Here is a 24,614-nt window from a genome sequence, read left to right as displayed (position 1 = left end):
CGAAAGCAGGCCGCCGCATTCAATAAGGTATCCAGATTAGTTGTAGTTCATGAAATGGATCGAGACAGAGGAGACACGAGATGAAGTTGAGGCGAACGATGCGTTTCGCAGGCGCGGCGGTTTGTATCTGCTCGGCTTCGCTTGCCGACCATGCCGATGCGCAGACGGCAGGCAGCATTACGACATCGGCAGGATGGCTGCATATTGCCCCACAGGGCGACGCAACGCCCCTGACCGTGCAGAGCGTGGGCGGCATGACGGTGAATCAGCAACTGGCCGGCACCGGCGCACATGCCAGTTCGACGGATACGCTCGGAATAACCACCGAGTACTACATCACCGACAACATAGGTGTCGCCATGCTGTTGGGCATGCCGCTGAAAGTCAATCTGATCGGCGACGGGACGTTGCAGAAGTACGGCACGCTCGGCACGACAAGGCCGATGCCGCCCGCCATTGAACTTCGCTACCACCTGTTTTCAGCCGCATCGAAATTCCGTCCGTACCTGGGCATCGGCGCGAACTACACGTGGTTCACGCAGGTTCGGGCAACCAACAGCCAGTTCATCTACGACAGCTTCGGGCCGGGCGGCTCGGCACGAGCGACGCTCAGCGCGTCGTGGAACCCGGTGTTCGAGCTCGGCGCGAATTACGCGCTGACAAGACACTGGTCTGTCGGGACCTCCGTCAACTACATGCCCGTGAAAACCCACCTCACGTTATACGGACAGACCGCGACGGGCACGCCGATCGTTTCCAGATCGACGCTCCGGCTCAATCCCCTCAGCGTGTTCCTGAACGTCGCCTATACGTTCTGACGGGTACGCCCGGATGCCCCCCCGCATCGAAGCAACACATTGGATCGAACGATGAAACGACAGGTTCTCAAGACCATTCTATTTGCGTTGCCCAAGGTTCTGGAGCTGACAGCGCGCCGCTTCCCCGCCTACCGGGAACGTCTCGAGGAGCGCAATCTCGTCGCATGGATCGGGCTCATGGATCAAAGCATCGGCCGCGCCATCGAGATCAGGAATGGCCGAATCCGGTCGCGCGCCGGCAAGCACCTGAGCCCCGACGTCCGCATGGCATTCAAGGACGTCGCCACCGCGCTGAAGTTTCTTTCACCCAGCCCCGATCAGGGCGAAATCGTCCACGCCGCCAAGAACTTCAAGGTGGTCACCGACGGCGACGACGCACTGCTGGTCTGGTTCATGCAAACCCTGAGCATGATGCGCACCGTCGGCCAGCCGATGGGCACCCCCATGCGCGACGGTACGCGACGCTACACCACGTGTACCAACGGCGGGCCTCTGTTCGTCTACGTCAAGGATGGCCGCATCGTCCGCGTGACCCCCATCGAGCTGGACGATACGGATGCGCCAAGCTGGGTGATCGAGGCACGTGGACGCCGCTTCAGCCCGCCGCGACGCGGCCTGGTCGCGCCCCACGCATTGACGCTCAAGTCGCTGGTCTACTCCGACAAGCGCATCCTTCACCCGATGAAACGGGTCGACTTCGACCCTGACGGCGGGCGCAATCCCCAGAACCGCGGCAAGTCCGGCTATGTGCGTATCAGCTGGGACGAGGCGCTGGACATCGTCGCCAAGGAGATCAACCGGCAGAAGCGCGTTCACGGTCCCGGCTCCATCACCTTCCCGATGTCGTCTCATCACCAGTGGGGCAACGTGGGCTACTACCTCAGCGCGCTGACGCGCTTCGCCAACCTGATCGGCTTCACCCGGGTCGCCGCGAATCCGGACAGCTGGGAAGGCTGGTACTGGGGCGCCATGCATCATTTCGGCAACTCGATGCGTGTCGGCGTGCCGTCCGGCTACGGCGGCCTCGAGGATGGTCTCAAGGAAGCCGAAATGATCGTCTTCTGGTCGTGCGATCCGGAAAGTACCAACGGGGCCTACGCGGGATTCGAGGGAACACCGCGCCGCCTGTGGGCCAAGGAGCTCGGGATCGAGTTCGTTCACATCGACCCGCACTGCAATCCGACCGCCCAGCTGCTGGGCGGTCGCTGGATCCCGATCCGGCCGCAAACCGATGCGGCCCTGGCGACCGCCGTCATGTACGTATGGACCGTGGAAGGCTTGTACGACAAGGACTACGTTGCGAAGCGCACGACCGGTTTCGACGATTGGAAAGCCTACCTCCTGGGCGAAACCGACGGGATTCCCAAGACGCCAGAGTGGCAGGAGAGCGAGACCGGCGTGCCGGCCAAGGACGCCCGCGCCCTTGCGCGCCTGTGGGGAAATAAAAAGGTGCATCTCGCCGTCGGGATGACCGGCGCGGGATTCGGTGGCGCGGGCCGCGGTGCGACCGGCGCGCAATGGGCGCGCTGCATGATCATGATGATGGCCATGCAGGGCTGGGGCAAGCCGGGCGTGAATTTCGGCTGCCTCGAAATCGGCGCCCCGCACGATCTCCAGTTCTACTTCCCCGGCTACGCGGACGGCGGCATTTCAGGCGACCTGGCGTGGACGGCCAATGCGGTGGACAACTACCAGCGCATGCCGCACATCCTGACCATGAATCCCGTCAAGCAGATGGTGCCGCGACAGCAGATGCCCGATGCGATTCTCGACGGCCACGCCACCGGTTATCTGTGGGACGGCATGTCGCAGGAAGCCCAATTCGCGCCGTTCACCTACCCGATGCCCGGCTATTCGCCGATCCACATGATCTATCGCTACGGCGGATCCGCGTTCAGTACCGTGGCGAATTCCGGACGCTGGACGCAGGCCTACCGGCACTCGAGCATCGAGTTCGTCGTCAATCAGTCGATCTGGATGGAAGGCGAAGCCCAGTTCGCCGACCTCATCCTGCCCGCGTGTACTTCGCTGGAACGTTGGGACATCGGAGAATGGGCGAACTCGGGCGGCTACGCCCATCACGGGTATGGCACGGTCAACCATCGGATGCTGACGATGCAGCACAAGTGCATCGAGCCCTTGGGCGAATCGCGTTCCGACTACGACATCTTCACCGCCATCTTGACCCGGTTGGGCCTGGGTGGCGTCTTCACCGAGGGCTGCGGCGAGCTCGACTGGGTCAGGCGCGTGTTCGACTCGTCGGATCTGCCCGATCACGTGTCGTGGCGCGAATTCTGCCGCAAGGGCTACTTCGTCGTGCCGCCCGAAAAGCCCGAGCTTCGCCATCCCGTGGACATGCGCTGGTACGCGGAAGACCGGAAGAAGGATCTGCCGGAACCGCATCCGCTACCGTCGCAGTTCGCGGAAAAGTTCGGCCGGGGCTTGCAGACGCCGAGCGGCAAGCTCGAGTTCGTGCCCGAACTGCTGAAGCGGCACACCGCGGACAATCCCGAGCGGCCGCCGCTCAACCGATATATCCCGTCGTGGGAAGGCCTGCGCTCGGACCTGGCTCAACGCTACCCGCTGCAGTTGATCGCCACCCACAGCCGCTACAGCTTTCATACCCATTGCGACGGCAAGCGTTCCGCGGTGAACAGCGTCGACGATCATCGCGCGCAGATCGCCGGGCACCGGTTCTGGCTGCTGCGGCTCAATCCGGCCGACGCCGCGATTCGGCGCATTGCCCATCGCGATCTCGTCAAGGTGCACAACGACCGTGGCGCCGTGATCTGTGCGGCTGATGTCTCGCCGCTGGTGAACGCCGGGGTAGTGAAATCCTACGAGGCGAGCGCCGAATTCCAGCTGATCGAAGTCGACGGCGAGCAAGTCGAGATTGGCGGTTGCATGAACATGCTCACCCCCGACCGGCCGCAGACCGCCGGCACGAGCAGCATGAGCCCGAATTCCTGCCTGGTGCAGGTCGAGAAATGGCGCGGTGCCGAGGCGTTCATGCTCGGTCGCGCAGCGTGAGGATTTTCCAATGAGCAAGTGGAACCTGATTATCAAGGTCGGACGTTGCGAGAACTGCCAGAACTGCGTGATCGCCGCGCGGGACGAGCACGTCGGCAACGACTTCCCCGGTTACGCCGCGCCCGCCTCGGCCGACGCCGAGAGCCCCATCCGCATCCTGCGTCGCGTACACGGTGCCGCGCATATGATCGAGACCACGTATTTGCCGGTCATGTGCAACCACTGTGACGACGCGCCGTGCATGCGGGTCGGCGGCGACGCCATTCGCAAGCGTGCCGACGGCGTCGTCATCATCGATCCGGACAAGGCGCGCGGCCGAAAGGACATCGTCAAGGCCTGCCCTTACAAGGCGATCGTGTGGAACGCAGAACTGCAACTGCCCCAGATCTGGATCTTCGATGCCCATTTGCTCGATCAGGGTTGGCCCCGTCCGCGCTGCCAGCAGTCGTGCCCCACCGATGTCTTCGAGACGGTCAAGCTCGATGACACGGCGATGGCCGAGAAGGCCCGACGCGAGGGGCTCAAGGTATTGCGCCCCAACCTGGGCACGAAGCCCCGCGTGTGGTACAGCGGCCTTGAGCGCTGGGAAACGTGCTTCGTCGGCGGAAGTGTCAGTGTCCAGGCCGCAGACGTGGTCGAGTGTGTCGCGGATGCGGCCGTCGCGTTGTACGCCGGTAATCAGTTGATAGCCGAAACCGTCTCCGACGGCTTCGGCGATTTCCGGTTCGACGGCCTGGCCAAGGGCAGCGGCTCCTACAGGGTGCAAATCCGGCATGCCCTCGGCAATGCTTCGCGAGCATGCGAATTGGGCGACAGCGCCTACCTGGGCGAGATCCGGCTCAGCCGGTCGACGAGCGCCGCAGCGATCGAGTGCGCGTAAGCCGACGAGGGCTGAACACGGCGGTATTCGAATCCGTCTCCGTGGCTCAGCCTTGAACAGGCAGGCGAGTTGTACCCTATCGGCCGCCATGGCAGGATATCGCTTCGATCATGAGGGGCGCGTGGTGTGCGTTACAGGGATTAAAAAATGATGCTGTCGTGGCGATTGCGTTGGTACGTGCTGGCGACGGCCCGGACGCTGCACAAGCACTGGCAGGCTCTATTACTTGCTGTCCTGCTGTTGGTACCCGCAATGCCCTTGTTCGCACAGTCCCGCCTCTTGGGCGCGCCCGTCCTCGCACCTTTGGCTCCGGAGCATGGCTTCGAATGGCGGTTCGTCTGGATGCACATGCTCGAAGCCATCGGCATGCTCTGGGTGCTGATTCAACGTACGGCCATCAGCGGCGGCCCCTTCGCCGTCTTCGTCAAGTCGTTGCCTGTTTCCAATCGACGTCACCGCGCCCTCGATGCAACCATCGTGCTGATCGCGAGTACGCCGCTACTGCTGCCCGTCGTTGCCGCCGCGATCGCGTTCGCTTACTTGCCGCACAAGGCCTCGAACTATCTGTACGTGATCGATTTGACGATGATTACGCTTGGATGGCAATTGGTCGCGTTGTCGCGCAATATCAGTAACGGAGTGCCGTTGGTGGTGGCCAATTTCATGCTGATCGGCGCGCTGCAGACAGGTCACGCGCTGCAGACGACGCTGCTGGCGGCGGCGTCGATCGTTGCTGCGTTCGCGTTGATCCATGCGCCCGCGGCATCCTCTGCGCGTGCGGGGCAGTTCGGTACATCGTGGCGTCGATTCACCGATCACATTTCCGTCAATGCATCACGCCGGCTTCCGGCGTTGGTCAAACTTCAGCTCGGTATCGTAGGGTTTCACCTCGCAGGAACCGTCAGCCGCTGCGTCGTCATGGGCGCGGTCGCCGCTGCCACTTGTTACGTGGCTGACCTTTGGGGTTTCGACGCACGCGTCGTGCCATTGACGCTGATCGCGCAGGCTGTGATCGCGTTGATCGCGGCGACGACCTATCGCGATTTGCGCGCGAGTCATGTTCGCGCGGCCCATTTTGTGCGCTCACTCCCGCTTGCCTCGATCGTGCAGGTTCGTGCGGATGTACTGACCGTCGCCACGCTGGCACTGCCATTCGCGGCTGCCGCGCCACTGTTTCTGGTCGTGCACGGCGTCCTGGCGGCCCACGTCGCGGCAGCCATCGTCTTGGCCGGGGCGCCACTGCTTGCGCTGCTGCGTTTGCCACAACGCTGTGCGCCGGGAGAATCCGTGTTGCTCGGCGCAATACTCGCCGTGATCTGGATCGCCGCCGCGTGGCAAATCTTCGTCTGACGGATTTCACGATGCTTCGAATCGACAACCTCCACAAACGCTATGGCGAGCGCGTCATATTCCACGGGCTGCGTCACAGCTTCGGGGCGGGGTGCGTGGCGCTTTGTGACGAGAACGGCAGCGGCAAGTCGACCTTGCTTGGCATCCTCGCCGGGACCATCGATGCCGATGAAGGCGATGTCTGGATCAATGGTCATTCGCTTCGTGAAGCACCGCTCAAGGCAAAGTCGTCACTCGCTTATGTGCCCGACGACTGCATCGCGTATCCGTTCCAGACTGGACGTGAGTTCCTCGAACTCGTCGCCTCGACTAAAAAAACGGTCGTCGATCGTCGCACGCTCGATCTGGCTCATCGTTTCGGGTTGGCGCCGCACCTGGATAAGCGCTTTGAGCAGATGTCGCTCGGCACTCGCAAGAAGATTTTCTTGAGCGCCGTCACACTCGGGGACGCCTCGGTCGTCATTGCGGACGAGCCTGGCAACGGGCTCGACGACGCCGCGCGCGGCGTCCTCATGGACCTCTTCCGAACGCTGGCAAAAGATCGCGTTGTGTTCTTCTCGAGTCATGATCGATGGCTTACAGAAGGCTGCGGTGCAAGAACAATCAATTTTGCCGATCTTCGCACGGTTGGATAGCGCGCTGGTTCAGCTATTCAGTTAGTCATCCCGATATCTGATGGCTTCAATGTCGCTATTTTCCATTTGCTCGTGGGCACGCGGGCAATGAGAAGCAACCCGCCGATGACGGATTGTGGCCGGTTGCCGCCCGACGCGGTCGGCTGCAGCCGACCCTCAACAACCGTTCAGGCGCCCTCTACCGCAACGACCGATTCCAGGCCGCACCCGCCGCCCGCCTGGCAACGTTGGCCAGACAGGCGTCCTGCGAATGTCCCGCGCGATCAACCACGCCTGACATCGCGAAGGCTTCGTTTTGATCGTGAAGATGGCTGACAGCCGCATCCACCATTTCGCGCTGGCCATTCCGCTGAAGACACGGCCCAACGCGATATGGCGACCAAACGTTGGCCTCCAGAGTGGCAAGTGACGGTAACTGAACCCGGCATTTCCGGCAGTTGCACGCTCCTTGAGTTTTCATATCCAGATGCAATACTCCTATCAGCCATCGATGCGAGACCATTCGCCCCGCGCCATGACGGACTCCGCCACTTGTCCGACCTCCCCGGTCGTTTGCGATGATCCGAGCCTGTCGTTCTCTGCCTATGGCACCGGCTGGGGTACGTTGCACGTCATTCGGGAAACGCTCGGCGCAAACACGGCGACACCCGAACAGTTGCTCACCGCATTTGAAAGCAATCGCGAGAAGATCGCGGTTGCGGTCAATCGACATACATTGCCGAACGACGGCCGGCACATCCTGCACGACACATCAGACTTCTAGATCAGCACCCGCGGGTGGGCCGGCATACCGACTGTAGAAGTAGACAGGAGGCGTTACATGAACATCCGGATCCTGGTTCCCTGCGCCCTGGCCCTCGTTGACATCTCCGCTCACGCTGCCGATATCACCGGCGCAGGCAGCACTTTTGCCGCCCCGATTTACGCGAAATGGGCAGACGCGTACAAGAAGTCGGGCGGCGGCAAGGTCAACTATCAAGGCATCGGTTCGTCCGGTGGCCTGAAGCAGATCAACGCGAAGACGGTCGATTTTGCCGGTTCGGACGCGCCGCTGAAGGATGACGAGCTCGCCAAGGACGGCCTGTTCCAGTTCCCGACGGTCGTGGGCGGCGTGGTGCCGGTCGTCAACGTGCCCGGTGTAAAGTCAGGCGAACTGACGCTGTCGGGCCCGGTGCTCGGCGACATCTACCTCGGCAAGATCAAGAAGTGGAACGACCCGGCGATCGCCGCGCTGAACCCGAAGGTCAAGCTGCCGGATGCGGACATCGCCGTGGTTCGCCGTGCTGACGGCTCGGGCACGAGCTTCATCTGGACGAACTACCTGTCGAAGGTCAACGGCGAATGGAAGTCGAAGGTCGGCGAAGGCACGACGGTCAACTGGCCGACGGGCACGGGCGGCAAGGGCAACGACGGTGTCGCGGCTTTCGTGCAGCGCCTGCCGGGCGCGATCGGCTACGTCGAGTGGGCGTACGCGAAGAAGAACGGCATGGTCTACACGGCCCTGAAGAACTCGACGGGCACCGTGGTCGAGCCGAAGACGGAAACATTCAAGGCCGCTGCTGCCGGCGCGAACTGGTCGAAGTCGTTCTACCAGATCCTGACCAACGAGCCGGGCAAGGACGCGTGGCCGATCGTCGGCGCGACGTTCGTGCTGCTGTACGCGAAGCAGGACAAACCGGAACAAGGCAAGGAAACGCTGAAGTTCTTCGACTGGGCATTCCGCAATGGCAACCAGGCTGCCACGGATCTCGACTACATCTCGCTTCCCGATCCGGTCGTGTCCGAAATTCGCAAGCAATGGAAGGCGAAAATCAAGGACGTCACCGGTAAAGCGCTGGCGGACTGAGCGCGCTGGGTAGACGCGATATCGACCGCATACGTCCCTGGGCGCCGCGAAGCCGCCATCGGCCTGGCCGCACCGAGCGCCCGGAAGCGGACGGTCGCCAGCCTATTCATCGCGAAGCTCGCGTCTGGCGATGCGTGCGGTCTGTACCGCGTTCAAAGCTGCGACCACCCTCCGTCGACCGGCAGTTCGGCGCCGTTCGTGAAGGTCGCATCGAACGCGAGGAAGAGGCCGGCCTGCGAGCGGCCAGTCACCAGAACGCGCGCGCCTCCGTCGAGGAGCATCTTCGCCGTCGCGAGCCCCATGCCGCTCGTGCCGCCGATCATCACCCCCTTTTTATCCTGGTACCGGTTCATATGGTTTCTCCTAGAGAGATTCGGGTCGCGCTTCTGATTCAGGACGCCGCGCTCAAGGATTCCGCGTATGACCAATTGACGCCGGAGACGTTGACGACGGCCTGCCACGCGGCTTCTTGATTGGCGCCATCGTGGAGGTGCGGGTGGCGCTGCGCCTCAATGGGGCCGGTGAACTTCCCTTTGGCCGAGGCAAAGAATTGCCCCGAGACGTCGGTTCCGAACTCGGACGCCTGGAGGTACCGACGGGCCGCGGTCTCCGGCGTCTGATTCATGCCGGGAATGAGGTTCGTGATCGGGATGAACAGATACTTCAACGCAGGGCCAGCGTTTCGCACCACCTTGGTGTCGGTCGCCGCACCGGGCGAGACCGCGTACACGGCCATGCCCGAAGGCAGCCGGCGAGCCAGCGCCGCGGTCCACCAGGCGATCATGAGCTTCGCGTCCGCATACGCATTGTTCGGCACGTACTTCACGTTCGGCCCGTTGCGCAGCAGGGCTTCCATGGCAGCGGTCAGGTCGCCCTGGTGATATTGGGCAGCGAGTGCGTCCACGTCGGTGTAGCGGAACAGCGGTACGCCCCCTCGGGCAGGTTCCGCGCCAGCGATGACAATCCGCGAATCGGGGCTCAACAGGTTGGCGCGGAGCAACCCGACAGTCAGTTGATGATGGCCGATCAACGGGGCCTGAGAAGCCTCGATGCCCGCTGCGGTGATCACGCGCTGCTTGCCTGGGACCATTCCGGCATTCAGCAGCAGGAAATCGATCGGCCGACCTCGCTTGACGAGTTCGGCGAGCGCTGACTGAACGCTGGATGGCGTGTCCAACTCCAGTTCCAGCGGCGTGAAGACCTGTCTTCCGGTTTCCGCCGCGAGCTGAGCGGCCGCTTCCTGGGCTCGAACCAGGCTGCGCCCGGTGACGATGATCTCGTGCCAGCCCTCTCTGGCGAGCAGGCGGGCAGCCGCACGGCCAAGCCCGGAGGTGGCGCCGGTGACGAGCGCGATCGAATGTTCCATGGGTGTCTCCGTGGTGAAGGGCGAAGGTCGAGTCGTGAGGCCCCGCAAGGCCACGGACGACTTGCTAATTTAGAACTATTTGGTTATATATTTGAGCAATGCAGATCGTCAAGGAATTTTGAACCAAATGATTCAAAATGCGAGTAGACCGAGGGGGCGACCGCGCAGCTTCGACGAAACGGGGGCGCTGGAAAAGGCAACTCAGGTGTTCTGGTCGAAAGGCTATGACGGGGTGACGATTGATGATCTCGTCGCCGGCATGGGTGTGGGCCGGCCGAGCCTGTATGCCGTCTTTGGGGACAAGCGGGCGATATTCCTGCGCGTCCTCAGGGGGTACGCAGAACGGAAAGGCGCATCGGCCGCGAAGGCACTCCTCTCGCCACCGAGTCTGCGCGACTCGATCACGGGCTTTCTGAGGTACGCCGTCGAAAGCGCGACCGAGAAAGGGGCCGCCCGGGGCTGCCTCCTGGTGTGCGTCGCTCCGCTTGTGGACGACCCCGAGGTCCGGCAGTTCCTGCAAAACGCGGCCGCCGGTGGCACCGCGCTGGTGGAAAGTCGTTTCCGGGACGCGATCAGCGCGGGAGAAATACCCTCCGACTTTCCCGTAGCCGCGCGCGCCACCCAAGTCACGGATTTGGCGCGTGGGCTGACCATGCGTGCGCAGTTAGGCACGCCGCGCAAGACGCTCTTCAGGGATGCCGAGGAAGCAGCCGACCTGGTGCTCCTGCCGCGGCGTGGAAACGCGGGGCCGGAAAGTTGATGCCGACGTTGAGTGGCGCTGTGTGGCAGTAGGTTTTGATCGTTGCCGATCAGTGCGCCGTCAAACCCGATCAATCGTTTCCCGTTCGGGACGGGAGGGATCACCTTGATTTCGAAGTCGAAGCCCGAGAGCCAGTCAACCTCGAGCGCGCTCCCTCTCGGGTGGCGATTCGCGCCAGCATGAGTGGACCAGGCTCCCGAAATCGTCTCGCGCATTCTCGGCAACCGGAAACCCCGCGGCATCGGGCGGCTTGTCTGTGAGCCCCCCGAATCCGACCTCAAGTTGTTGCGGGTCGGACTGCAGAACGACTCCCGCGTCGCACCGCACTACGGTCCTGCATCGCTACCACTCGGACAGCCGAGGAGAACGCCAGGTCGTGAAGCGTAGCTCTTCCTCGAAGGATGACCGGTGTCACGCATCATGTTGTTGTCGCCATGCATCCGATGGCTTAGTCGACCGACGAACCCATCGGCACGTCGCCGACGACCACGCCTTTCAACCCCTTCCGCAACGCCGTCACGTTGTCTACACCGTTCAGTTGCTCGAACGCCCGTTGCGCTTCCTCCCAGAGAGCGGCCGCCCGTTCGTGCAGGCGCCGCCCCTCCTCGGTGAGTTCGACAAGGCGGCTTCGGCCGTCGGTGGGCGACGGCTTGATCGTGACGAAGCCGTCGCGCTCCAGGAAGCCCACCATCTTCCCCATCGCCGTTCGTTCGATATCGAGCCGTTCGGCAAGGGCATTGACCGGGGTACTTCCCACTTCGCGCAGGGCGGCCAGGGTAAGGAATTGCGTGATGCGCAGCCCCGAGGGCTCGAGATGGCTATCGTAGAGTCGGGTGATCTGCCTGCTCGCCTTCCTGACGGTGAAGCAGTTGCATTGATCGATTCCGAGCGGCTGGTTAACGGGCAACATCGGTTGCACTCCTGATTTCGGTTCATTGCGCGAACGCTACGCGCGTGTCGCGTGGCGGTTCGGTGGTAGCCATGAATGATAGCCGGGAGCGACAGGGCCGGCGTACGATCTGCGCACCGCGTGGCGCGCCGCCGAATCCGGCCCGTGTCGACTGCGGTGTTCAAAGCCCTGCCGGCGGCGTGATGTAGCCGGGTATCTCGGCCGCGAGCGTGCGCTTCAGCACCGCTGTCCCCTCGTCGGCCATGACCTCGCTCTTGCCGGCGGCGAGCGCGTCGTAGGTCTGTCGCACGACGTCCGCGGGACTGGCTTTAGGCACGTCGATGCCGTTGGTCAGATCGGTATCCACGAACCCGACGTGCAGGCCGAGAACCTGGATGCCCCGCTCGCGCAGGTGAAAGCGAAGCTGGTTCGTGTAGCTCCAGGCGGCGGCTTTCGACGCGGCATAGGGCGTCAGATTGGGCCTCGGAAGCCACACGATGTCGGAAAGCACGTTGATGATGGCGGCGTGCGGCTGGGCCGCCAATATCTGCTCGAAGGCCTGTGTGACGCGCACCACGCCGTAGTAGTTGGTATCGAACATGCGGGTGGATTGCGCTTCGACGTCGGCCGCGAGGGGCCCGTCGATCAGAGCGGCAATGCCCGCGTTGTTGATCAGCAGCGTCGTGTCGGCCGCCCGTTTCGCGGCCTCGGCGATCGACGCCGGATCCGTGACATCGATCCTGACCGGCACGATGCCCGGCTCGTCGAAACCGCTCGTGTTGCGCATACCCCCGTACACTTTCGCCGCCCCGCGCCGAAGCGCCTCGCGTGCAAAAGTGAGTCCCAGGCCGCGATTGGCACCGGTGATGAAGACGGTGGCGTTCTTGATATCCATGACAAGCTCCTTTTTCAAAAGCCGCGCGCCGGGGGAGTGTCGACTCCATCCACGGGCGCGCGGGTGCCAGGCTCAAAGAAAGACGTGTTCCGGCAACTGCTTCGAAAGCGACTCCCGCAGATGGGTCGCGAGAGTCAGTACGGCGCCAAGCGGGCTCATCCGCACGCTGACGCGCGGCACCGAGCCGTCGGCATTGCGATCGACGACCACGACCGCGCTCAACGTTTCGCCGCTCGTCAGAACGGCCTCGTATTCGAGAAAAAGCCGTGTGCCGACGGCTTGAACAAACGTAGGCGTCTGCGAGACATAAAAAGTCCCGACGGCGTCGACGGCGAGCCGGATTTCATCGCGCCCGATGACGGGCGCGCGCAACACCGAGCTGACCAGCTCGGCGTCGGCCGTCAGATCGTCGAGAAACGGATGACGATCGGATTGGATGGGTGACATTTTCAAACCTCCCGGTTCGTTTCAACGACGTGTTCACACGAACGCGGCCCGATATTTCTCGACGAACTGCTGGACCGACAGCGCCGGCGTTCCGGTGATCTTCTCGACGGCATCGTTGGTGCCCGAGAAGATGCCGTCGCGGTAGTTCTGCGCAACTTCGACCAGATGCTGCGTGAGGAACGGCGGAAACTTGTAAAGGGTTTCCATCTTGATTCGGAATTCCTCGATGGAAGTCGGCGCATATTCGATCCGGGCGCCGAGCACCTCGCTCATCGCGGCTGCGATCTCGACGTGGTTCATCTCGACGGGGCCGTGGAGCGTGTAGGTCTTGCCCTCGTGGCCTTCGGGGTTGGCGAGGATGCGGGCGATCACGCGCCCCTGATCGTCGCTGGCGATGGGCGCGTGACGGCCGTCGCCAAACGGAAATTCGATCTTCTTCGTGGCCCATATCTCCCGCGCAAAATGCGGATAGACGAGCCAATCGGCAAAGAAGGTCGGACGCAAATGCGTCGTCGCGACACCCGACCAATCGAACACCTGCTCGGAGACCCAGTGATCCTGTGCCGCGTGGCTCAGCGACGCCCGGCGCGCGGAAATCTGCGACATGTTGACGATCGCCGTGACACCCGCTTCCTTTGCTGCCTGCGCGAAATAGGCCGCGGCCCCGATGATCCCCGGCGCGATCGGATGAAGGAAATACGCCGATCGGATGCCTTCCATCGCTGCCCGAATGGCGTCGATGTCGGTGAAGTCCCCGACCGCGACATCGACACCGCGCCGCCTCAGCGCTGCCGCCCGATCATCATCCGTGCGCACATAGGCTCGCACGCGCTTGTGCATCTTGAGCAGTTCGTCAATGGCAATACCTCCGGTGCGTCCGGTTGCACCGCTCACAAGAATTTCAGGCTCGTTCATCGCTTCGCTCCTTTCGAAAATGAGAGCATATGCTCCCTTGACACGAAGGTTAGGAGCATATGCTCTCATTGTCAAGTTTTTCTGGTTCGCCGGTACCTCGAGGAAAGTCACGCCGCAGCCGGCGGCGGCATTGCGAGCCGCGCATCGCCGGGCGGCTGCGCAGGTGCCCGGCAATGCGAAGCGCCTGCGGGCGTCGATATCGTGCCGGCTTACTTGCGGCTGATCAGCCAGATGTATGAGGGGCCATAGCCATGCCTGGCGAGGACATTTGAGTGTCCATACGGGGGCGGGAGCGAACGGCTGAAATGGCCGGGAGCCGTCGGCTGAAGTCGCCCCCGGCTGTCCTGTCCCACGTCACCACGTTTGATCGGCAAGCCAAAATCCGGATTCGCCACGCCACTCGACGAACACCACAAATCGCGGTGCGAACAGGTACTCGGTAGAAATCCGCGGCTCACCCGTCTGAAGCCCCTTGCCGGTCGGCGCTTCGACGGATTCCGACGCACCTCGACAGCACACCCCAACCTTCACAATTCATTTAACTTTCCGTGAGGACTTCGACACCGGCCGCTGACTACGATAGGCGCATGTTTTCAGGACCTGCTGCCAGGAGCCCATCATGCCCACCCGCAGACATCTGCTGTTCGCCGGCGCTACCGGCCTCGCCGTGCTCGCGACCCTGTCGTCCGCCGGCCGCCGCGCGCTGGTCGGCTGCGCGTTCGCCGCGCCGCCGGTCACCCCGCAGACGGCCGCCCCTTTTGAAGTCACCCTCAGCGACGCCGAATGGCATCGCCGGCTCACGCCCGCCCAGTACACGATCCTGCGCGAAGCCGGCACCGAGCGGCCGTACACCAGCCCGCTGAACGACGAGCACCGGCAAGGCACGTTCGCGTGCGCCGGCTGCAACCTCGCGCTGTTCTCGTCGGCCACCAAGTTCGACAGCCATACGGGCTGGCCGAGCTTCTGGAAGCCGCTCGACCACGCGGTCGCCACCCATACCGACACGACTTTCGGGATGATCCGCACCGAAGTGCACTGCCGCCGCTGCGGCGGCCATCTCGGTCACGTGTTCGACGACGGTCCGCAACCGACCGGCCTGCGCTACTGCATGAACGGTCTCGCGCTCACCTTCCACCCTGCCGCCGCCTGATCCGGCCCCGAACTCCCGACCGACTGGAGAACGCACCATGCTGCTCATCGTCCTTGCCTACCTCGGCGGCGTGCTCACGATCCTGAGCCCGTGCATCCTGCCCGTGCTGCCGTTCGTGTTCGCGCGCGCCGACCAGCCGTTCGTACGCACCGGCCTGCCACTGCTCGCCGGTATGGCGCTCACGTTCGCCGTCGTCGCGACGCTCGCCGCCGTCGGCGGCGGCTGGGTCGCGCAGGCGAACCAGGCCGGACGCTGGGTCGCCATCGTGCTGCTCGCGATATTCGGCCTGACCCTGCTGATGCCGCGCCTCGCGGAGCACCTGACCCGCCCGCTCGTCGCCGCCGGCAACCGTCTCACCGGCTTCGCGCAACGCGATGGCCGCCCGGCCGGCCCCGCGTCGTCGCTGCTGCTCGGCGTCGCGACCGGCCTGCTGTGGGCGCCGTGCGCAGGCCCGATCCTCGGGCTCGTGCTGACCGGCGCCGCGCTGCGAGGCGCGAGTGTCGGCACGACGCTGCTGCTGGTCGCGTACGCGGCCGGCGCGGCGACGTCGCTCGGCGTCGCGCTCGTGATCGGCGGCAAGGTGTTCGCCGCGATGAAGCGCTCGCTCGGCGCCGGCGAATGGATCAAGCGCGGGATCGGCGTGGCGCTGCTGGCCGGCGTCGGCGCGATCGCGCTCGGCCTCGATACGGGCGCGCTCGCCCAGTTATCGACCGTGACCACGGGCGGGCTCGAGACGAAGCTCGTCGACCGGCTCGGCGGGCGTTCGAACGGCGCACCCTCGGCGATGCCCGCGACGGGCGATGCCGCCGGCCACGCAAGCGGCGGCGCGATGATGGCCGCGGCTGCCGATGGCGCGCAAGCCGGCGGCGGCGCAATGGCCGGCGGCGCGATGATGCGCACGGCCGCCGCGACACCTGCCGCGCTGCCCGTCGAAGGCACGCTGCCCTCGCTCGACGGCGCGGTGCAGTGGCTCAACTCGCCGCCGCTGACGGCGGCCGGCCTGCGCGGCAAGGTCGTGCTGGTCGATTTCTGGACCTACTCGTGCATCAACTGCCTGCGCACGTTGCCGTACACGAACGCATGGGCACGCAAGTACGCGCCGTACGGGCTCGTCGTGATCGGCGTGCACGCGCCGGAGTTCGCGTTCGAGCGCGACATCGGCAACGTGAAGAAGGCCGTGCATGACCTCGGTATCGACTACCCGGTCGCGATCGACAACGGCTATTCGATCTGGCGCGCGTTCGGCAACGAATACTGGCCCGCGCACTATTTCATCGATGCGCAAGGCCGGATCCGCCATCACCACTTCGGCGAAGGCGAATACGCGCAATCGGAACGCGCGATCCAGTCGCTGCTCGCCGAGGCCGGCCATCCGGAAGCGCTGAACGTGCCGCTCGGGCTCGCCGCCGCACCCACGACGGGTGTGCTCGCGGCAGCCGACGCCGCGGACGTCCGTTCGCCCGAAACCTATGTTGGCTATGCACGTGCGGAGAGCTTCACGTCGCCGGGCGGCGTCGTGCGCGATGCGGCGCACCGCTACGACGCGCCCGCGCACCCCGATCTCAACGACTGGGGTCTCGCCGGCACGTGGCGGGTCGGCGCCGAACGCGCGTCGCTCGACGCGCCGTCGGGACGGATCGTCTACCGCTTCCACGCCCGCGACCTGCACCTCGTGCTCGGCCCGGGCGCGAACGGCCAGCCCGTGCGCTTTCGCGTGACGATCGACGGCACGGCGCCCGGTGCCGCACATGGCACCGACGTCGATGCGCAAGGCTACGGCACCGTGACCGGCCAGCGCCTGTACCAGCTGGTCCGGCAGCCCGGCGCGATCGCCGACCGCACATTCGCGGTCGAGTTTCTCGATCCCGGCGTGAATGCGTACGCGTTCACGTTCGGCTGATCCAGGCTGATCCCGGCTGGACGCGGCGCACCGGCGCCGCCTCCGGGCCACCCGTTTTCCATACCGTCTTCCGAAGGAGCACACCGTGAACACCATCTCCCCCCGCGGTCCCGCGCCGCAACGGCGCACGGCGATGCTGCGCCGCATCGGCGCCATCGCCGTCGCGGCCGCCGCCGTGTTCGGCTACCAGCGCATCGTCCATTCCGCCGAGCCGATGCGCACCGTGCCCGCTCCGGCGCTCGACGAAACGCCCGGTGCATCGCACGACGAGACGGCCGTGTTCGCCGGCGGCTGCTTCTGGGGCGTGCAGGGCGTGTTCGAGCACGTGAAGGGCGTGAAGCAGGTCACGGCCGGCTATGCGGGCGGCGCGTCCGAAACCGCGCACTACGCGCTCGTCGGCTCGGGGCTGACCGGGCACGCGGAATCGGTTCGCATCGTCTACGACCCGACCCGGATCACGTACGGCCGGCTGCTGCAGGTGTTCTTCTCGGTCGCGCACGATCCGACCGAGCTCAACCGGCAGGGCCCCGACGAAGGGCCGCAATACCGGTCGGCGATCTTCCCGACCACCGCGCAGCAACGCGCGGTCGCGACCGCGTACATCGCGCAGCTCGGCACCGCGCACGTGTTTCCGGCGCCCGTCGTCACGCGCGTCGAGGACTACAAGGGGTTCTACCCGGCCGAGGCCTATCACCAGAACTACCTTGAACTGCACCCCGACGCGCCGTACATCGCGTACAACGACATGCCGAAGATCACCGGGCTGAAGCAGCACTTCCCGGTGCTGTACCGCACCGACCCGGTACTGTGGCGCGATACGGGCTCGTGACCCGCGAGCGGCCGCGTGACGGACGATACCCGCCGCGCGGCCGGGGCACGTGCGGCCACGCACGGCCGGCGCAGCCGCCTTCGAGCCGGTTTGCGCTGCATCAACGAAACCGCGGCCGCCGTGACGGGGCAAACCCGCATCGCGTCCGCCGAGACAGGCAACTTCGCGTAGACTTCTCCAGATCCCCGCCGCGTCGTGCGGCGCCCGGAATCCCAGTCCAGCCTGGAGACGTCACGCATGCGCGCAGTGCCCTTCCCTGACAGCGGCACCCTTGGAGAACCCTCTTCCGGCGCGGCCGTGCGCGACCTGCGCCGCGTGCCGATTCATCCCGATCACTGGTACCCGCTCGCGTGGTCGCGCGAGCTGAAACGCGGCAAGACGCTCGGCGTGCGCTTCGCCGGCGAACCGATCGTGCTCGTGCGCACCGAATCCGGCGCCGTGTACGCGCTCGAGGATCGTTGCGCGCACCGCCAGGTGCCGCTGCACGCGGGCGTCGTGAGCGGCGAGACGCTGCGCTGCTGCTATCACGGCTGGACCTACGCGTGCGACAGCGGCCGCTGCGTCGACGTGCCGTATCTCGGCCGCGAGCGCCTGCCCAACGGCGTGCGCGCGTATCCGTGCCGCGAAGCGCACGGGCTGATCTTCGTGTTCCCGGGCGATGCGACGCTCGCCGACACGCGGCCGTTCCCCGCGCTCGAATCGGCGGACGACCGCGCATACAAGACGCGCCGTTTCGGCCGCGAGGTCAAGTGCCACTACTCGTTCATGCACGAGAACCTGATGGACATGAACCATCAGTTCCTGCACCGCAAGCAGATGGGGCAGATGCGCGCGCGTTCGGTGGGCCGGCGGCGCGGCGACGACTGGGTCGAGGTCGATTACACGTTCGCGCGGATGGAAGGCAAGCAGCCGGTCGGCGAGGCGCTCGTGTTCGGCGCCAGCAAGAAGCCGGCCGACCAGTCCGACAAGAGCGTGATGACGGTGCGCACCGGCTATCCGTACCAGACGCTGCAGATCCGCTCGAGCGAAGGCACGCTCGTGATGGATCTGTGGATCGTCTATGTGCCGCTCGACGCCGAACAGCGCACCAACCGCACGTTCGGAGTGCTGTCGATCCACAAGCCCGGCATCCCGTTCGCGCTCGATCTCGCGTGGCCGCTGCTCGTCTGGTTCACCGAGCGGATCTTCCGCGAGGATCGCTGGATCGTCGAGCGCGAGCAGGAAGCGCACGACCGCCAGGGCGCCGACTGGAACCACGAGGTGTTTCCGGTCATCAACGAGTTGCGCGACCTGCTGCGCCAGTGCGGCGCACGCACGGTGATCCCGATCCGCGACGCACGCGACGGCGCGTGACGCGAGTGGCGCGTGACGTGAATCGCGCGCGCCGTTACAACCTGAATGCGCCCGGCAGCAATGCGTGGGCCGTCGTAACCTCGACGGCCCCTTTCAGGTTGGCCAGGATCACTTCGATGTCGGGCGTGCCGATCTCGATGATCACCTGGCGGCACGCGCCGCACGGCGCGATCGGGCCATCCGTGTCGCCGACGACCGCGAGCCGCGCAAAATCCCCCGGACGATAACCGGCGGCGATGGCAGAAAACATCGCCGTGCGTTCCGCGCAATTGCAGAGCCCGTAGGATGCGTTCTCGACATTGCAGCCGTGAAAAACCGTCCCGTCGCGCGCCTGTAGCGCCGCGCCGACCTTGAAGCGCGAATACGGCGCATACGCGCGTTCGCGCGCCGCCTTCGCCGCTTCGATCAGTTCGTGTCGTTCCATCTCGTCGTGCCTCCGATTGTGTGCCGGGATGTATGAGCGCGGCCGTATCCAGCCATCGCGATACTCGCGTGACGCGAAGCGGGCCGCTGTTGTCCGCACCGTGAGATCGGTCAGTCGATCCGCTGATAAATGGTCGGCGGCGCGTCGCCCGTCTCTCCCAGCACGTAGCTGCGCTGGATCGTGTCCACCGCGTGCGCCGCGGCGGCAGCGTCGCGGGCATGCACGTAACCGAGCGGCTGGCCGGCTTCGACACGCTGCCCGATTTCCGCGAGCGCCGTCAGGCCGACACTGTAGTCGATCGCATCCGCCGCGCGCGTGCGGCCGCCGCCTAGCGCGACAACCGCCAGCCCGAGCGCGCGGCAATCGACCCGCTGCACCACGCCGCTCGTGCGCGACGGCACCGGCACGATCACCTCCGCCCGCGCGAGATGACGTGCGGGCGCATCGAGCAGGTCCGCAGGACCGCCGAGCGCCGTGACCATCCTCGCGAAGCGTTCCGCCGCCGCACCCGTATCGAGCGCGTGCTGCAACTTCGCGCGCGCGTCCGCGACGTCGCGTGCCAGCCCACCGGTGACCAGCAGCTCTGCCGAAAGCGCCATCGTGACGTCATGCAGGCGCACCGGACGCGACTTGCCCGTCAGGTAGTCGATCGCGCACGCCACCTCGATTGCATTGCCCGCGCACGGCGCGAGCGACTGGTTCATGTCGGTGAGGATCGCCGTCGTCTTCATGCCGGCGCCGTTGCCGACGTCGACGATGCTGCGGGCCAGTTCCGCCGACTGCTCGGCGGTCGGCATGAATGCGCCCGAGCCGACCTTGACGTCCATCACGAGCCCGTCGAGTCCGGCCGCGAGCTTCTTCGACAGGATCGACGCGGTGATCATCGCGACCGACTCGACGGTCGCCGTCACGTCGCGAATCGCATAGATGCGCATGTCCGCCGGCGCCAGCCGCGCGGTCTGCCCGATGATCGCGACGCCGACGTCGCGCACCGTGCGGCGAAACGCGTCCGTATCGGGCGTCACGTCGTAGCCGGGAATCGCGCTCAGCTTGTCGAGCGTGCCGCCGGTATGGCCGAGCCCGCGACCCGAGATCATCGGCACGTAGCCGCCGCACGCGGCCACCATCGGCCCGAGCATCAGCGACACGACATCGCCGACGCCGCCGGTCGAATGCTTGTCGATCACGGGGCCGCCGAGATCGAGCGCGCGCCAGTCGAGCACGTCGCCCGAGTCGCGCTGCGCGAGCGTCAGCGCGACGCGCTCGTCGGTGCTCAGGTCGTTGAAGAACACGGCCATCGCGAACGCGGCCACCTGGCCCTCGGTCACGCTGCCGTCGGTCACGCCGCGCACGAACGCGGCAATCTCGTCGCGATCGAGCGGCTGCCGGTCGCGCTTGCGGCGAATGAATTCCTGCGGTAAGAACATCGTTGCTTCTCCTCGATCGTTAGGCGCGCGCTGCCCGGTTCAATGCAGCGAGAAGAACAGGCCGGCAATCGCCGCGCTCATCAGGTTCGACAGCGTCGCGGCCGTCAATGCGCGCAGGCCGTGCCGCGCGACTTCCGAGCGGCGCTCGGGCGCGACCGCGCTGAAGCCGCCCGCGAGAATCGCAATCGACGAGAAATTCGCGAAACCGCACAGCGCGAACGACACGATCGCAAGCGTCTTCGGGTCGAGCACCTGCAGGCCGGCCGCCGCGACGTGCGCGCCGCCCTTCAGGTACGGCGACAGGTCGCCATACGCGACGAACTCGTTGAAGATCAGTTTCTCGCCGATGAAGTTGCCGGCCAGCGCCGCGTCGTGCCACGGCACGCCGATCATCCACGCGAGCGGCGCGAACAGGTGGCCGATGATACCCACCAGCGTGATCTGCGGAAAGCCCGCGAACGCGGCCACGCCGCCGACGATGAGGTTCATCAATGCGATGAGACCCACGAACGCGATCAGCATCGCGCCGACGTTGATCGCGATTCGCAGCCCGACCGACGCGCCGGACGCCGCCGCCTCGATCACGTTGGCGGCCCGCTTGTCGTCGAAATCGAGCCCGTCGACCACGACGCGGCTCGGCTCGACCGTCGGGTACAGCAGCTTGCCGAACAGCAGTCCGCCCGGTACCGCCATGAACGACGCGGCGAGCAGGTATTCCATCCTCACGCCAAGGCCGGCGTAGCCGACCAGCACCGAACCCGCGACCGACGCCATGCCGCTCGCCATCACCGCGAAGATCTCGGCGCTCGTCATGTTCCGCACGAACGGCTTCACGAGCGCGGGCATTTCGCTCTGCCCGAGAAAAATCGTCGCCACCGCCGAGCACGCCTCGATGCGGCTCACGCCGAGCACTTTCGCCAGCGCCGCGCCGAGGATCGCGACGATCCACTTCATCACGCCGATGTAGTACAGCACCGCGATCAGCGCGGTCACGAAGATGATCATCGGCAGTACCCGCAGGCCGAACACGAACCCGCCGTCGCCGAACAACTGGAACATCCGGCTGTCGACCAGCCCGCCAAACACGAACGCGATGCCGTGATTGCCCATGTCGAGCACGCGATTGACGCCGTTCGCGGCCGCCGCCAGCGCCGTGCGGCCCGACGGCACGAACAGCACCAGCGCGCCGATCGCCAACTGCGTGCACAGCGCGGCGATCATGGTCCGGCCGCTCACCGCGCGCCGGTTGTTCGACAGCAGATAGGCCACCAGCAGCAGGAACAGCATACCCAGGAGACTGCGCAGAATTTCCACCTTGTGCTCCTTTCTCTCGATGTTATTGAAATGCCGGAGCGCGCCCGATGCGCGCCCGTGTCCTGCCGACGACGGCCGTCACTCGGCCGGTACGCCGTCCTTCCAGTGCGCCCAGTCCTTCACGATCGCGTTCACGAGCGGCGAACCGGCGAGGTACAGATTGTCGAGCGCCGGTACGAACCCGCCCTGGCTCTGGTAATCGAGCAGGTTGTCGACGTCCGAGCCGCCCGGCGGCGGCCGGTCGAAGTCCGAGCCCGAGCGCAGCACGGCCACGCGCTGCGTATCGGCCAGCCCTGCCGCGGCCGCCCGCTTGATCACTTCGAACGTCGCATTGTCTTCCTGCTGCGTCGTGCAGTACACCCCCTTGCCGTCGGTCAGCAGGCGCGTCCATTCCCTGGCGCGCTCGCCGAGCTTCGTGCCCGAGAACCACGTGTCGCCCGCGAGCGTATCGCACTGGATCACGGTCGGCGGCCGGTTCGCGGGCGCATCCGGGTACTTCGCGCGATACGCGGCCGCCTCCTTGCTGTCGTGCAACGTCACGTCGCGCGACAGCGCGACGGCCTTGTCGAGGAGTGCCTCGTTCAACCGGAACACCTCGGTGCGGTAATCGAGCGGCGGCTTCTCGTCCCCGCTCTTCGTGTTGATGCCGAGATAGCCCGACTTCCAGCCGGCCGGAATCTCGCGCGCATCCAGCTCCCACTGGATTCCGAAGTCGACCAGGTAGCGCGCCCACGCGGCCGAGCCGAGCGTGCCCTGCGCCGGGTCGATGCCGGCGATGCCGGTCACGACGAAGTAGGTCTTGCGCAGGTCGAACCGGCGCGAATAGACCAGCGCCGCCATCGATGCGGCCGCGTTCGCGTGGCCCATGCCGGTCGTCAGCACGCAAACGTCGTTGCGCGTGCAACTGACGGCCGGGTAGTCGGGCGACAGGCCCGGCACCGCGATCTTCCGCACCGGGCCGATCCGGTCGAGCCATGCCTTGCCTTCCGGCCCGAACATCGTGACGATCAGCACCTTGATCGCGCGCGGCCGATGCGCGCGTTCGCCGGCCGCGTGCGCGCCGCCCGTCATCGTCGCGGCCAGCGCGACGACGGCCGCCCACTTTGCTACTTTCCCCTTCCACATTGCTTGCCTCGTTCGTGTGAGATTCATGATCGTGTCGCGAGCCCGTCAGAACTGATAGCCGACGCTCGCGTAATAGCCCCAGCCGGTCGACCGGTTCTGGAACGGCCCGTCGCCGAAGTTCAGCTCGGTGCCACCCCACTGGCCGCCGTTGTGGAAATAGCGGGCCGCGGTCCAGAAACGCCAGTGCTTGAACGAATAGATCAGCACGTTGGTCGACACGAACGCGGTGTCGGTGCGCGCATTGCCGCCCGTCTCCTCGCGCAGTTTCGAACCGAAGTCGTAGTTGAAGAACCCGACGTAGGTCAGGTTGCCGCCGTGAAACGTGCCGATCGGGTAGATGTATTTCATCTGCGCGCGATAGCCGTCCCACGTGTTCTGGTTGGCCGCGCCGTAGTTCTCCCATTGCCGGCGCAGGTACAGGTTCGCGGACAGCATCAGCTTCGTATGCGTATCGATGTCGGTGCCGAGGCCCGCATACAGCGTGTTCTGCCGCCCGGCCGTGTTGTGCCCCTGGTCGTAGATCCAGTCGAACGCGACATACCATTCCTTGAACGGCCCGAATCCGAGATGCCGGCCGACGAGATCGTCGATCGACACGCGCGGCTCCTGCTCGCTGAACAGCGGCGAGCCCTTGTTCGTATAGCCCGAGTCGTAGCCGTTGCCGACACCGATCGCGCGCGGCAGGTCGACATAGCCGTACAGATCGAACGGCCCCTTGCGGCCGAAGTATTCGTATTCGAGGTACACGTCGTTGGTCGTGTGCGGCCCGAAGCGGATGTCCTTCGACCCGATCACGCCGAGGCTCTGGTGAAACCAGCTCGACAGGTACGGCGACGGCGCAGGTGCCGGCGGCGCGTTCGGCGTGACCGTGCCGCTCTCGGCAAGCTGCGTCGCACCCGCCTGCGCGACGGTGCCCGCCTCCTGCGCGATTGCGGCCGCCGGCATGCCCACCGACAGCGCAAGCAGCATCGCGCCCGTGCGCACCGCCGCATTCATCTCTTTCATCGCACTCCTTGACAATTTTCTCAGTTCTTCTATATGCATGCTCTTGACCCCGCCTTCCGATCGTTGCTCTTGTCGATATCCCGATGCCGTGCGTCGGGCCCGGATCTCCGCGGTTGGCCGCTGCCCCAGATTCGGGCGCGCCGCCTGCTTCAAGTGCGCGTGCGCTCCGAACTTGACCGTTCAGTCAGCATTCGGACCGTTTCGCGGATAAACCCGAGGGGATAAAGCACAAGCCGTGCCATAAATTGACCGGACG

Annotated in this window: 23 protein-coding genes; 12 read left to right on the top strand and 11 right to left on the bottom strand. The window is 65.2% G+C overall.

Annotation, left to right across the window (positions count from 1 at the left end; all coding sequences use genetic code 11):
- The first annotated feature begins 80 nt into the window (after positions 1-80).
- The 7 genes from LGN17_RS26760 to pstS all read left to right on the top strand — a co-directional run bounded on the left by LGN17_RS26760 (position 81) and on the right by pstS (position 8,559).
- A complete protein-coding gene (locus tag LGN17_RS26760) occupies positions 81-818 on the top strand; it encodes an OmpW/AlkL family protein (protein WP_226199634.1) in 738 nt (245 codons plus the stop codon).
- A gap of 51 nt (positions 819-869) precedes the next feature.
- The gene (locus LGN17_RS26755; protein ID WP_226199632.1) at positions 870-3,848 is read left to right on the top strand and encodes a molybdopterin-dependent oxidoreductase; all 2,979 of its coding nucleotides are present in this window, start codon (positions 870-872) and stop codon (positions 3,846-3,848) included.
- A 10-nt stretch (positions 3,849-3,858) separates the two neighbouring features.
- Complete coding sequence (locus tag LGN17_RS26750; protein WP_226199630.1) at positions 3,859-4,728, top strand: 4Fe-4S dicluster domain-containing protein; 870 nt, start codon at positions 3,859-3,861, stop codon at positions 4,726-4,728.
- A gap of 147 nt (positions 4,729-4,875) precedes the next feature.
- A complete protein-coding gene (locus LGN17_RS26745; protein WP_226199627.1) occupies positions 4,876-6,078 on the top strand; it encodes a hypothetical protein in 1,203 nt (400 codons plus the stop codon).
- Positions 6,079-6,089: 11 nt separating this feature from the next.
- Entirely contained in the window at positions 6,090-6,713 is a 624-nt protein-coding gene (locus tag LGN17_RS26740; RefSeq protein ID WP_226199623.1) for an ABC transporter ATP-binding protein, read from the top strand.
- A 466-nt stretch (positions 6,714-7,179) separates the two neighbouring features.
- Positions 7,180-7,476, top strand: a complete 297-nt coding sequence (locus LGN17_RS26735; protein ID WP_226199621.1) for a hypothetical protein — start codon at positions 7,180-7,182, stop codon at positions 7,474-7,476.
- A 57-nt stretch (positions 7,477-7,533) separates the two neighbouring features.
- A complete protein-coding gene (gene pstS / locus LGN17_RS26730) occupies positions 7,534-8,559 on the top strand; it encodes a phosphate ABC transporter substrate-binding protein PstS (RefSeq protein WP_226199618.1) in 1,026 nt (341 codons plus the stop codon).
- Positions 8,560-8,711: 152 nt separating this feature from the next.
- Here pstS and LGN17_RS26725 read toward each other — a convergent pair whose 3' ends face one another.
- Positions 8,712-8,912 (bottom strand): hypothetical protein, encoded by a 201-nt coding sequence (locus LGN17_RS26725; protein WP_226199616.1) that lies wholly within the window; start codon positions 8,910-8,912, stop codon positions 8,712-8,714.
- Positions 8,913-8,950: 38 nt separating this feature from the next.
- Entirely contained in the window at positions 8,951-9,925 is a 975-nt protein-coding gene (locus tag LGN17_RS26720; protein ID WP_226199613.1) for an SDR family NAD(P)-dependent oxidoreductase, read from the bottom strand.
- A 127-nt stretch (positions 9,926-10,052) separates the two neighbouring features.
- Between LGN17_RS26720 and LGN17_RS26715 the strand changes: the two genes are divergently transcribed.
- Entirely contained in the window at positions 10,053-10,685 is a 633-nt protein-coding gene (locus tag LGN17_RS26715; protein ID WP_226199610.1) for a TetR/AcrR family transcriptional regulator, read from the top strand.
- A gap of 448 nt (positions 10,686-11,133) precedes the next feature.
- Here LGN17_RS26715 and LGN17_RS26710 read toward each other — a convergent pair whose 3' ends face one another.
- The 4 genes from LGN17_RS26710 to LGN17_RS26695 all read right to left on the bottom strand — a co-directional run bounded on the left by LGN17_RS26710 (position 11,134) and on the right by LGN17_RS26695 (position 13,831).
- On the bottom strand, positions 11,134-11,595 hold the full coding sequence (locus tag LGN17_RS26710) for a MarR family winged helix-turn-helix transcriptional regulator (RefSeq protein ID WP_226199607.1): 462 nt from the start codon (positions 11,593-11,595) through the stop codon (positions 11,134-11,136).
- Positions 11,596-11,755: 160 nt separating this feature from the next.
- Positions 11,756-12,469 (bottom strand): SDR family oxidoreductase, encoded by a 714-nt coding sequence (locus tag LGN17_RS26705; RefSeq protein ID WP_226199605.1) that lies wholly within the window; start codon positions 12,467-12,469, stop codon positions 11,756-11,758.
- Between the two features lie 72 nt (positions 12,470-12,541).
- A complete protein-coding gene (locus tag LGN17_RS26700) occupies positions 12,542-12,916 on the bottom strand; it encodes a hypothetical protein (protein WP_226199603.1) in 375 nt (124 codons plus the stop codon).
- Between the two features lie 33 nt (positions 12,917-12,949).
- Positions 12,950-13,831: an NmrA family NAD(P)-binding protein gene (locus tag LGN17_RS26695; protein WP_226199601.1), complete on the bottom strand. Its 882-nt coding sequence runs from the start codon at positions 13,829-13,831 to the stop codon at positions 12,950-12,952.
- 619 nt (positions 13,832-14,450) lie between these two features.
- On the opposite strand from LGN17_RS26695, the gene msrB reads away from it, so the two are divergent.
- From msrB to LGN17_RS26675, 4 genes are all read left to right on the top strand, one after another.
- On the top strand, positions 14,451-14,981 hold the full coding sequence (gene msrB / locus LGN17_RS26690; protein WP_226199599.1) for a peptide-methionine (R)-S-oxide reductase MsrB: 531 nt from the start codon (positions 14,451-14,453) through the stop codon (positions 14,979-14,981).
- 37 nt (positions 14,982-15,018) lie between these two features.
- Entirely contained in the window at positions 15,019-16,881 is a 1,863-nt protein-coding gene (locus LGN17_RS26685) for a cytochrome c biogenesis protein DipZ (RefSeq protein WP_226199597.1), read from the top strand.
- 133 nt (positions 16,882-17,014) lie between these two features.
- Positions 17,015-17,710: a peptide-methionine (S)-S-oxide reductase MsrA gene (gene msrA / locus LGN17_RS26680; RefSeq protein ID WP_226199994.1), complete on the top strand. Its 696-nt coding sequence runs from the start codon at positions 17,015-17,017 to the stop codon at positions 17,708-17,710.
- Positions 17,711-17,947: 237 nt separating this feature from the next.
- Positions 17,948-19,063 carry an aromatic ring-hydroxylating oxygenase subunit alpha gene (locus tag LGN17_RS26675; protein WP_226199592.1) on the top strand — a complete coding sequence of 372 codons (1,116 nt, stop codon included), beginning with the start codon at positions 17,948-17,950 and terminating at the stop codon, positions 19,061-19,063.
- A 34-nt stretch (positions 19,064-19,097) separates the two neighbouring features.
- Here LGN17_RS26675 and LGN17_RS26670 read toward each other — a convergent pair whose 3' ends face one another.
- From LGN17_RS26670 to LGN17_RS26650, 5 genes are all read right to left on the bottom strand, one after another.
- Complete coding sequence (locus tag LGN17_RS26670) at positions 19,098-19,487, bottom strand: cytidine deaminase (protein WP_175958346.1); 390 nt, start codon at positions 19,485-19,487, stop codon at positions 19,098-19,100.
- 110 nt (positions 19,488-19,597) lie between these two features.
- Complete coding sequence (deoA, locus tag LGN17_RS26665; RefSeq protein ID WP_226199590.1) at positions 19,598-20,914, bottom strand: thymidine phosphorylase; 1,317 nt, start codon at positions 20,912-20,914, stop codon at positions 19,598-19,600.
- A 39-nt stretch (positions 20,915-20,953) separates the two neighbouring features.
- Positions 20,954-22,228, bottom strand: a complete 1,275-nt coding sequence (locus LGN17_RS26660; RefSeq protein ID WP_226199588.1) for a NupC/NupG family nucleoside CNT transporter — start codon at positions 22,226-22,228, stop codon at positions 20,954-20,956.
- Positions 22,229-22,306: 78 nt separating this feature from the next.
- Positions 22,307-23,353: a purine-nucleoside phosphorylase gene (locus LGN17_RS26655; RefSeq protein WP_413227054.1), complete on the bottom strand. Its 1,047-nt coding sequence runs from the start codon at positions 23,351-23,353 to the stop codon at positions 22,307-22,309.
- Between the two features lie 45 nt (positions 23,354-23,398).
- A complete protein-coding gene (locus LGN17_RS26650; protein ID WP_319000866.1) occupies positions 23,399-24,358 on the bottom strand; it encodes a nucleoside-specific channel-forming protein Tsx in 960 nt (319 codons plus the stop codon).
- Positions 24,359-24,614: the final 256 nt, after the last annotated feature.

The organism is Burkholderia sp. AU30280 (genome assembly GCF_020420125.1).
Classification (GTDB): domain Bacteria; phylum Pseudomonadota; class Gammaproteobacteria; order Burkholderiales; family Burkholderiaceae; genus Burkholderia.
Note: the sequence above shows the minus strand (reverse complement) of the source record. Positions and strands in the feature narration are given on the sequence as shown.

Excerpts from the sequence above, each read along its gene's own strand:
- LGN17_RS26760 (WP_226199634.1), top strand. The coding sequence starts at position 81 with ATGAAGTTGAGGCGAACGATGCGTTTCGCAGGCGCGGCGGTTTGTATC.
- LGN17_RS26755 (WP_226199632.1), top strand. The coding sequence starts at position 870 with ATGAAACGACAGGTTCTCAAGACCATTCTATTTGCGTTGCCCAAGGTT.
- LGN17_RS26750 (WP_226199630.1), top strand. The coding sequence starts at position 3,859 with ATGAGCAAGTGGAACCTGATTATCAAGGTCGGACGTTGCGAGAACTGC.
- LGN17_RS26745 (WP_226199627.1), top strand. The coding sequence starts at position 4,876 with ATGATGCTGTCGTGGCGATTGCGTTGGTACGTGCTGGCGACGGCCCGG.
- LGN17_RS26740 (WP_226199623.1), top strand. The coding sequence starts at position 6,090 with ATGCTTCGAATCGACAACCTCCACAAACGCTATGGCGAGCGCGTCATA.
- LGN17_RS26735 (WP_226199621.1), top strand. The coding sequence starts at position 7,180 with ATGCAATACTCCTATCAGCCATCGATGCGAGACCATTCGCCCCGCGCC.
- pstS (WP_226199618.1), top strand. The coding sequence starts at position 7,534 with ATGAACATCCGGATCCTGGTTCCCTGCGCCCTGGCCCTCGTTGACATC.
- LGN17_RS26725 (WP_226199616.1), bottom strand. The coding sequence starts at position 8,912 with ATGAACCGGTACCAGGATAAAAAGGGGGTGATGATCGGCGGCACGAGC.
- LGN17_RS26720 (WP_226199613.1), bottom strand. The coding sequence starts at position 9,925 with ATGGAACATTCGATCGCGCTCGTCACCGGCGCCACCTCCGGGCTTGGC.
- LGN17_RS26715 (WP_226199610.1), top strand. The coding sequence starts at position 10,053 with ATGATTCAAAATGCGAGTAGACCGAGGGGGCGACCGCGCAGCTTCGAC.
- LGN17_RS26710 (WP_226199607.1), bottom strand. The coding sequence starts at position 11,595 with ATGTTGCCCGTTAACCAGCCGCTCGGAATCGATCAATGCAACTGCTTC.
- LGN17_RS26705 (WP_226199605.1), bottom strand. The coding sequence starts at position 12,469 with ATGGATATCAAGAACGCCACCGTCTTCATCACCGGTGCCAATCGCGGC.
- LGN17_RS26700 (WP_226199603.1), bottom strand. The coding sequence starts at position 12,916 with ATGTCACCCATCCAATCCGATCGTCATCCGTTTCTCGACGATCTGACG.
- LGN17_RS26695 (WP_226199601.1), bottom strand. The coding sequence starts at position 13,831 with ATGAACGAGCCTGAAATTCTTGTGAGCGGTGCAACCGGACGCACCGGA.
- msrB (WP_226199599.1), top strand. The coding sequence starts at position 14,451 with ATGCCCACCCGCAGACATCTGCTGTTCGCCGGCGCTACCGGCCTCGCC.
- LGN17_RS26685 (WP_226199597.1), top strand. The coding sequence starts at position 15,019 with ATGCTGCTCATCGTCCTTGCCTACCTCGGCGGCGTGCTCACGATCCTG.
- msrA (WP_226199994.1), top strand. The coding sequence starts at position 17,015 with ATGCTGCGCCGCATCGGCGCCATCGCCGTCGCGGCCGCCGCCGTGTTC.
- LGN17_RS26675 (WP_226199592.1), top strand. The coding sequence starts at position 17,948 with ATGCGCGCAGTGCCCTTCCCTGACAGCGGCACCCTTGGAGAACCCTCT.
- LGN17_RS26670 (WP_175958346.1), bottom strand. The coding sequence starts at position 19,487 with ATGGAACGACACGAACTGATCGAAGCGGCGAAGGCGGCGCGCGAACGC.
- deoA (WP_226199590.1), bottom strand. The coding sequence starts at position 20,914 with ATGTTCTTACCGCAGGAATTCATTCGCCGCAAGCGCGACCGGCAGCCG.
- LGN17_RS26655 (WP_413227054.1), bottom strand. The coding sequence starts at position 23,353 with ATGTGGAAGGGGAAAGTAGCAAAGTGGGCGGCCGTCGTCGCGCTGGCC.
- LGN17_RS26650 (WP_319000866.1), bottom strand. The coding sequence starts at position 24,358 with ATGAAAGAGATGAATGCGGCGGTGCGCACGGGCGCGATGCTGCTTGCG.